Genomic DNA, 3,592 nt, shown 5'->3' on the forward strand with positions numbered 1-3,592 from the left:
GCCCAATGTCACCGGATCGCTGCATATCGGCCATGCGCTGGACAATACGTTGCAGGATATCATCATCCGCCACGAACGGCTGAAGGGCAAGGATGCGCTCTGGGTTGTCGGCATGGACCATGCGGGCATCGCCACCCAGATGGTGGTCGAGCGGCAGATGAACGAGCGCCAGCAAAAGCGCACGGATTTCACCCGCGAGGAATTTGTCGCAAAAGTCTGGGAATGGAAAGAGGAAAGCGGCGGCACGATTACCCAGCAGCTGCGCCGTCTCGGCTGTTCGATGGACTGGTCGAACGAACGGTTCACCATGGATGACGGCATGAACGAAGCCGTACTCAAGGTGTTTGTCGATCTTTATAACGACGGGCTGATTTACCGCGACAAGCGTCTGGTCAACTGGGACCCGGCGCTGAAAACCGCGATTTCCGATCTCGAGGTCGAGACGGTCGATACCAAAGGCAGCTTCTGGCATTTTAAATATCCGCTGGCCGATGGTGTGACGCTGGCTGACGGACGTGACTATATCGAGGTCGCGACAACCCGGCCGGAAACGATGCTGGCCGATATGGCCGTAGCTGTGCACCCGAAAGACGAACGTTATACAAGCGTGGTCGGCAAGGAAATCTTGCAGCCGATCACCGGACGCCGCTTCAAGATTGTCGCCGACGAGCATGCCGATCCCGAGCTGGGTTCAGGCGCGGTGAAAATTACCCCCGGCCATGATTTCAACGATTTCGAAGTTGGCAAGCGCGCCGGTTTTGCGGCGGGCGAGATGCTCAACATGCTCGATGGCGAGGCCAATGTTTGCCAGACCGCCGATGGGCTGGTGCCGGAAGAATATATCGGGCTGCATCGGTTCAGGAAAGATGGCGTCAACGGCGCCCGCGAGCTGGTTGTGCAGCGGTTGAAGGAACTGGGTTATCTGATCCCGCATGTTTCGAAAAACAAAGACGGCGAAGAAGTCGAGCATGATGCGGAACCGCGCACGATTGCGACGCCATTCGGTGATCGCGGCGGCGTGGTGATCGAGCCGTGGCTGACCGATCAATGGTATGTCGATGCGGAAACGCTGGCACAGCCTGCGATAGAGGCGGTAAAATCAGGAGCGATCGAGATTGTCCCCAAGAGCTGGGAGAAGACCTATTTCAACTGGATGGAGAATATCCAGCCCTGGTGTGTCTCGCGGCAACTTTGGTGGGGGCATCGGATTCCGGCGTGGTTTGACGAAAATGGCAAAATCTATGTGGCCATGGATGAAGCATCAGCGCAGGCGCAAGCTGGTGCAGGCGTAACACTGACCCGCGATCCCGACGTACTCGATACCTGGTTCTCCTCCGCGCTCTGGCCCTTTGGTACATTGGGCTGGCCGGAAAAGACTAAAGACCTCGAACGCCATTACCCGAATGACCTGCTGATCTCCGGCTTTGATATCCTGTTCTTCTGGGATGCCCGGATGGCGATGCAGGGCATCCACTTCATGAAGGAAGTACCTTGGAAGCGGCTCTATCTGCACGGGTTGGTGCGCGCCGAAGATGGGTCGAAAATGTCCAAGTCCAAGGGCAATGTCATCGATCCGCTCGGGCTGATTGACCAATATGGTGCCGATGCGCTGCGCTTCTTCATGGCGGCGATGGAAAGCCAGGGCCGCGACATCAAGATGGATGACAAGCGCGTCGAAGGCTATCGCAACTTTGCTACCAAGCTGTGGAATGCGTCGCGCTTCTGCGAAGTGAACGGCATTGGCGCAAGCCAGACGCTCGCCGCGCCGCAAGCCGTCCTGCCGGTCAACCGCTGGATCATTTCTGAAGTTGTCGAAACGCAGCAGGCGCTCGACAAGGCGCTGACCGACCTGCGCTTTGATGCGGCGGCAAACACCATCTATCACTTCACCTGGGACCGGTTCTGCGACTGGTATCTGGAACTGATCAAGCCGGTTTTGCAGGGTGAGGATGCCAGCGCGGCGGATGAAACCCGTATCGTCGCCGGCTGGGTGCTCGACCAGATCATCGTCATGCTCCACCCGTTCATGCCGTTCATCACCGAAGAATTATGGCATGCGATGGCTCAGGAAGATGGCGACCGAGGCTATGATCTGATCGTTGCCAAATGGCCGGAGCCGAAAGCGGACATCGACAAGGAAGCGAAGGCAGAAGTCGACTGGCTCATTCGCCTTATCTCGGCAACCCGCACGGCAAAAGTCGAACTGAACATTCCGCCCGGAACGAAAATGTCAGCCCATGTTCGCGATGGTGATGATGCTCTGGCGGAGCGTATCAAACGGCAAGGCTCTGCGCTGGACCGGGTTGGCAGGCTGGAAAGCTTCTCCTTTGATGCCGCGCCAGAAGGCGCGACGGCCCAAATCGTCGTGGACGGTGCAACCTATGTGCTGCCGCTGGCAGGAGCGGTCGATTTCGAGGCAGAAAAAGGGCGCCTAACCAAGGCGCTGGAGGCTTCACAGAAAGAGGCCAAATCCTTGGCAGGCCGGCTCGGCAATCCCAATTTCGTCGAAAAAGCCAAGCCGGAAGCGGTCGAGAAGGCGCGCGCCGATCTGGCCGACAAGGAAGCCGAGGCCCAACGCTTGCAGGCGGCTATTGATCGGCTGGGATGATCGCGCTGCTGCACAAGCAGGAGCCCATTTCCAATAGATGCAAATCAGGAGATGGGTCCCCGCCTGCGCGGGGACACGGCATCTCGCTCAGCTAGCGTCGCCGCGCCGCATTTTTTTCGCGCCGGCACGCATTTTCTTGGCACCTTCGCGCATTTTTTCTGCGCCAAGCCGCATTTTCGGGGCGCTTTCCAGCAATTGCTGCGCCGTTATTTTGGTGTCTCTCCGCTCATTTTGCTCCGCAGCCTCGCGTTCGCGGAATGCGGTGTCTCGCTCCAGCCGGTCAGCATAGGCCTCCATTTCATCGGCCCCGCGCAACATGTCGTCGGCGCCTTTTTCCATACCGACCGCAGCTTCAGCCAGGCCAGCCGTCACCTGGGTTTTGATATCCCGGGCAAGCGTTTCGCTCCATTGCTGATGATCTCCATGCTCCGCATCACGGGCATGGCTTGCCATTGCAGGCACTATCGACGCGGCGACCAGACCCAGCCCCGCAATCCACGGGAAATAGCGATTATCAACCATCGGATTCTCCATATCAATCTGCCGCGCCCGATGCGCAGCCTCATGACTACAGATGTAATCGTTAGTCAGTAATTTGATAGCGGCGATCGATCAACAGCCGAGAAAAATGGACAAACGGTCCGGTCGATCCTTACCGGCCCTGCGCTCTCCAGCGCTTGATAACCCGCTGGATTATTTCATCTTCTCCGCCATGTTCACACCACAGACTGGAGAATATCGGATCTTCCGAAGCCGGACGGAGGTCCTCTGCCAGCGTGTCCAGCGCGACCCGTATCGGAATCGCGACGCCTTCGCCACAGCAGATCACTTCACGATTGCGCAAGGCAGGTATGGAGTCGAGAAAGCCGCGGGCGCCTTCCGGCATGGCAGCCTTCACGAAGGCCTGATCCCGGTCATTGTTGAGGCGCATCGACAGGATCGTACCGCATTGCGACAGCACGCCTTCGGCCAGATCGGATGGCC

Annotated in this window: 2 protein-coding genes and 1 pseudogene; 1 reads left to right on the forward strand and 2 read right to left on the reverse strand. The window is 58.2% G+C overall.

The window, feature by feature from the left end:
• The coding region (locus V7665_RS06540) for a valine--tRNA ligase (protein ID WP_335663728.1) at positions 1-2,608 on the forward strand (2,608 nt) is incomplete at its 5' end.
• An 87-nt stretch (positions 2,609-2,695) separates the two neighbouring features.
• On the opposite strand, the gene V7665_RS06545 is transcribed toward V7665_RS06540, so the two are convergent.
• Both V7665_RS06545 and V7665_RS06550 read right to left on the reverse strand, forming a co-directional pair.
• Positions 2,696-3,130: a hypothetical protein gene (locus V7665_RS06545; RefSeq protein ID WP_335663729.1), complete on the reverse strand. Its 435-nt coding sequence runs from the start codon at positions 3,128-3,130 to the stop codon at positions 2,696-2,698.
• Positions 3,131-3,260: 130 nt separating this feature from the next.
• Positions 3,261-3,592 (reverse strand): annotated as a pseudogene (locus V7665_RS06550) (ATPase); the annotation flags it as partial.

The sequence above is a fragment of the Parasphingorhabdus sp. genome (genome assembly GCF_036964675.1).
In the GTDB taxonomy this organism is placed as follows: domain Bacteria; phylum Pseudomonadota; class Alphaproteobacteria; order Sphingomonadales; family Sphingomonadaceae; genus Parasphingorhabdus.

Bases quoted from the DNA above. Each gene is read 5' to 3' on its own strand.
- V7665_RS06545 (WP_335663729.1), bottom strand. From the start codon at position 3,130: ATGGTTGATAATCGCTATTTCCCGTGGATTGCGGGGCTGGGTCTGGTC.